Source organism: Streptomyces sp. NPDC018045 (genome assembly GCF_044327445.1).
In the GTDB taxonomy this organism is placed as follows: domain Bacteria; phylum Actinomycetota; class Actinomycetes; order Streptomycetales; family Streptomycetaceae; genus Streptomyces.
This window is the reverse complement of the sequence record NZ_JBIRFL010000063.1, coordinates 1-3193: the sequence shown is the minus strand read 5'-3', so window position 1 is coordinate 3193 and position 3193 is coordinate 1. Positions and strand designations below refer to the sequence as shown.

The following is a 3193-nucleotide window of genomic DNA, read 5'->3' as shown; positions in this document are numbered from 1 at the left end:
GACGGGTGGCTGGTCGTTGCTTGAGAACTGCACAGTGGACGCGAGCATCTGTGGCCAAGTTTTTAAGGGCGCACGGTGGATGCCTTGGCACCAGGAACCGATGAAGGACGTGGGAGGCCACGATAGTCCCCGGGGAGCCGTCAACCAGGCTTTGATCCGGGGGTTTCCGAATGGGGAAACCCGGCAGTCGTCATGGGCTGTCACCCATACCTGAACACATAGGGTATGTGGAGGGAACGCGGGGAAGTGAAACATCTCAGTACCCGCAGGAAGAGAAAACAACCGTGATTCCGGGAGTAGTGGCGAGCGAAACCGGATGAGGCCAAACCAGTCACGTGTGATACCCGGCAGGGGTTGCGTGGTTGGGGTTGTGGGAGTTCTCTTGACCGGTCTGCCGGCCGGTCGGCGAGTCAGAAACCGTTGATGTAGGCGAAGGACATGCGAAAGGTCCGGCGTAGAGGGTAAGACCCCCGTAGCTGAAACATTGACGGCTCGTTTGAGAATCACCCAAGTAGCACGGGGCCCGTGAAATCCCGTGTGAATCTGGCGGGACCACCCGCTAAGCCTAAATATTCCCTGGTGACCGATAGCGGATAGTACCGTGAGGGAATGGTGAAAAGTACCGCGGGAGCGGAGTGAAATAGTACCTGAAACCGTGTGCCTACAAGCCGTGGGAGCGTCGCGCAAGAACTTGTTCTTGCGTCGTGACTGCGTGCCTTTTGAAGAATGAGCCTGCGAGTTTGCGGTATGTTGCGAGGTTAACCCGTGTGGGGAAGCCGTAGCGAAAGCGAGTCCGAAGAGGGCGTTGAGTAGCGTGCCCAAGACCCGAAGCGGAGTGATCTAGCCATGGGCAGGTTGAAGCGGAGGTAAGACTTCGTGGAGGACCGAACCCACCAGGGTTGAAAACCTGGGGGATGACCTGTGGTTAGGGGTGAAAGGCCAATCAAACTCCGTGATAGCTGGTTCTCCCCGAAATGCATTTAGGTGCAGCGTCGTGTGTTTCTTGCCGGAGGTAGAGCACTGGATAGGCGATGGGCCCTACCGGGTTACTGACCTTAGCCAAACTCCGAATGCCGGTAAGTGAGAGCGCGGCAGTGAGACTGTGGGGGATAAGCTCCATGGTCGAGAGGGAAACAGCCCAGAGCATCGACTAAGGCCCCTAAGCGTGTGCTAAGTGGGAAAGGATGTGGAGTCGCAGAGACAACCAGGAGGTTGGCTTAGAAGCAGCCATCCTTGAAAGAGTGCGTAATAGCTCACTGGTCAAGTGATTCCGCGCCGACAATGTAGCGGGGCTCAAGCACACCGCCGAAGTCGTGTCAATCCAGCATGAGGCCTAACGGCTGCTGGGTTGGGTAGGGGAGCGTCGTGTGCCGGGTGAAGCAGCGCCGGAAGGTAGTTGTGGACGGTTCACGAGTGAGAATGCAGGCATGAGTAGCGATACACACGTGGGAAACGTGTGCGCCGATTGACTAAGGGTTCCTGGGTCAAGCTGATCTGCCCAGGGTAAGTCGGGACCTAAGGCGAGGCCGACAGGCGTAGTCGATGGACAACCGGTTGATATTCCGGTACCCGCTTTGAAGCGCCAAACATCGAATCAGGCGATGCTAAGTCCGTGAAGCCGCCCTGGAGTCTTCGGACAAAGGGGAGTGGTGGAGCCGACGGACCAGACTTGTAGTAGGTGAGTGATGGGGTGACGCAGGAAGGTAGTCCAGCCCGGGCGGTGGTTGTCCCGGGGTAAGGGTGTAGCCCGTCATCCAGGTAAATCCGGATGGCGTGAAGGGTGAGACCTGATGCCGAGCCGATTGTGGTGAAGTGGATGATCCTATGCTGTCGAGAAAAGCCTCTAGCGAGTTTCATGGCGGCCCGTACCCTAAACCGACTCAGGTGGTCAGGTAGAGAATACCGAGGCGTTCGGGTGAACTATGGTTAAGGAACTCGGCAAAATGCCCCCGTAACTTCGGGAGAAGGGGGGCCATTGCTGGTGATCACCCTTGCGGTGTGAGCTGGTGGTGGCCGCAGAGACCAGCGAGAAGCGACTGTTTACTAAAAACACAGGTCCGTGCGAAGCCGTAAGGCGATGTATACGGACTGACGCCTGCCCGGTGCTGGAACGTTAAGGGGACCGGTTAGCTCCATTTCGGTGGGGCGAGGCTGAGAACTTAAGCGCCAGTAAACGGCGGTGGTAACTATAACCATCCTAAGGTAGCGAAATTCCTTGTCGGGTAAGTTCCGACCTGCACGAATGGCGTAACGACTTCTCGACTGTCTCAACCATAGGCCCGGTGAAATTGCACTACGAGTAAAGATGCTCGTTTCGCGCAGCAGGACGGAAAGACCCCGGGACCTTTACTATAGCTTGATATTGGTGTTCGGTTCGGCTTGTGTAGGATAGGTGGGAGACTGTGAACTCGTCACGCCAGTGGCGGGGGAGTCGTTGTTGAAATACCACTCTGGTCGTGCTGGATGTCTAACCTGGGTCCGTGATCCGGATCAGGGACAGTGTCTGGTGGGTAGTTTAACTGGGGCGGTTGCCTCCTAAAGAGTAACGGAGGCGCCCAAAGGTTCCCTCAGCCTGGTTGGCAATCAGGTGTTGAGTGTAAGTGCACAAGGGAGCTTGACTGTGAGACTGACGGGTCGAGCAGGTACGAAAGTAGGGACTAGTGATCCGGCGGTGGCTTGTGGAAGCGCCGTCGCTCAACGGATAAAAGGTACCCCGGGGATAACAGGCTGATCTTCCCCAAGAGTCCATATCGACGGGATGGTTTGGCACCTCGATGTCGGCTCGTCGCATCCTGGGGCTGGAGTCGGTCCCAAGGGTTGGGCTGTTCGCCCATTAAAGCGGTACGCGAGCTGGGTTTAGAACGTCGTGAGACAGTTCGGTCCCTATCCGCTGTGCGCGTAGGAGTCTTGAGAAGGGCTGTCCCTAGTACGAGAGGACCGGGACGGACGAACCTCTGGTGTGCCAGTTGTCCTGCCAAGGGCATGGCTGGTTGGCTACGTTCGGAAAGGATAACCGCTGAAAGCATCTAAGCGGGAAGCCTGCTTCGAGATGAGGGCTCCCACCCCCTGGAGGGGTTAAGGCTCCCAGTAGACGACTGGGTTGATAGGCCAGATATGGAAGCCTGGTAACGGGTGGAGTTGACTGGTACTAATAGGCCGAGGGCTTGTCCTCAGTTGCTCGCGTCCACTGTGT

Annotated in this window: 1 rRNA gene; it reads left to right on the top strand. The window is 57.1% G+C overall.

Going from position 1 to position 3193, the window contains the following annotated elements:
* The first annotated feature begins 52 nt into the window (after positions 1-52).
* A 23S ribosomal RNA gene (locus tag ACH4EB_RS38445) occupies positions 53-3172 on the top strand.
* Positions 3173-3193 lie beyond the last annotated feature (21 nt).